Origin of the sequence: Streptomyces sp. NPDC059900 (genome assembly GCF_050270335.1) — a bacterium.
Taxonomy (GTDB): domain Bacteria; phylum Actinomycetota; class Actinomycetes; order Streptomycetales; family Streptomycetaceae; genus Streptomyces.
Map to the genome: position 1 here is coordinate 1 of NZ_JBNNJZ010001027.1, position 1,659 is coordinate 1,659.

Genomic DNA, 1,659 nt, shown 5'->3' on the forward strand with positions numbered 1-1,659 from the left:
TGGCGAGCCCGAGCAGCACGGGCACGGCGGCGAGCAAGGGATCACCGTCCGGACTCCCCCCGGTCCCGCGGGCCCGCAGCGCGAAGACGCCCGCGAGGGCGAGGACGACCACGCCCGCCTCGGCGACGACACGCCGCCCGCCGTGCGTGCTCCGCTCCCGCAGCAGCGCCCGGTCCCGTACGGCCCACCAGGTCAGCAGGGGCAGCACCAGCCACACGCCCACGGCGACGAGCACCCCGCGCCCGTACGCGGACGAAGCTCCCGGCAGCAGCGAGGCGAGCGCGCAGCCGCCGCCGAACCCGAGGAGCACGGCCGGGGCGGTCTCCACGGCACGCCCCAGGGCGATCCCCGTGGCCGACGCTCCACGCGCGCGTTGCAGCCGATGGACGTCGAGCCGGCGGCGTACGGACAGCAGCGCACCGACGACCACGGCGGCGAACCCGACCGCCGCCACCGTGGCGAGCGCGAAGGAGATCACGACACTGCCCTGCCGCCACTGCCGCTGGAACTCGTCCAGGGCGTCCGGCAGTTCGGTGGCGCTCTCCGTCTCCGTGGCGGGATGCGCACCGAGGGCGCAGAGCATGCTCTGGGCGACCATGCCCGGGGCGCACGTGACGCCGCGCACGGACTCCGGGTAGCGGAGCATCAGGCGCTCGAAGTCACGCTGCCCCTGCTCGCCGACGAAGCGTGCGGCGCCGTCGCCGGGGTCGAGCCGCATGCTCCAGACTACGGTGAGGTCGGCGTTCGCCTGGCTCTGGAGCACTTCGGCGCCGCGCGGTGCGAGGAGGGCGCCGGCATAGCGCGCCGCCCCGTCCGCACCGCCGCGCGGGTCCCGTGCCGGACGGGCGAGCAGGGGCTGCTCGCTCCAGAGCCGCCGGTCGCCCTCGGCGGCGTAGAAGCCCACCACTCGTGCCGGTGCGTCCACCCTCTCCAACGCTCCCGGCGCGAGCCGGAGTTCCTGCCCCAGCCGCAGCTTCATCGCGTCACGCGTGCGGGTGGAGACGGCGATCTCCACGACGCGCCCGCGTGCGGCGGGGGGACGCCCCGCGGCGTACGCGTCACGGGGCGGGGCGTCGGAGGCGTACACGAGGGACAACGTGGTGCCGTCGCCGGTGCGCACGGTGGGCAGGGCGATGCGGGTGGAGTCACGCGTGAGCTGCCCGCGCAGGGCCGGGGGCGCGGCATTGTCGATGACGGTCGAGAGCCGCCGCAGGTCGGCGCCCAGCGCGCTCTCCGCCCCGGCCCGCCCCGCTTCCGGACCGAAGCGCATGCGGTGCGTGATCCCCGGCGCGTCCCGCTGCACTTGCCCGAGCCGGTCCGCCAGAGCGCCCCCGGCGGCCCGCTCGAGCATCCCCGGCCCTCCCACGGCCACGGCCCCGAGCACAAGCACGAACAGGGCGAGACACCCCCGAAGCCCCCACTCCCCCCACCTCACGAGCCGCCCCCGAATCCACCCCGCCCCGAACAAGCTCCCCCGCCCACGCGCCCGTTCACCCTGCATCCACCCCGGCACGGACCCGCACCGCACAGGCCCCCGCTCCCGGGGCCCCTCACCCTTCCTCCCCCACCCGCCACACCCGCCCCCAAAACCCCCCCCCCCACACCCCGGGCCCCCCCCACACCCACCCCCCCGAAACCAGCCGGGACCCCCCCCCCACC

1 pseudogene is annotated in these 1,659 nt (G+C 76.7%); it reads right to left on the reverse strand.

Annotated features, from left to right (window positions below):
* Positions 1-1,351, reverse strand: a pseudogene (locus tag ACQKIP_RS46880) (hypothetical protein); the annotation flags it as partial.
* Positions 1,352-1,659 lie beyond the last annotated feature (308 nt).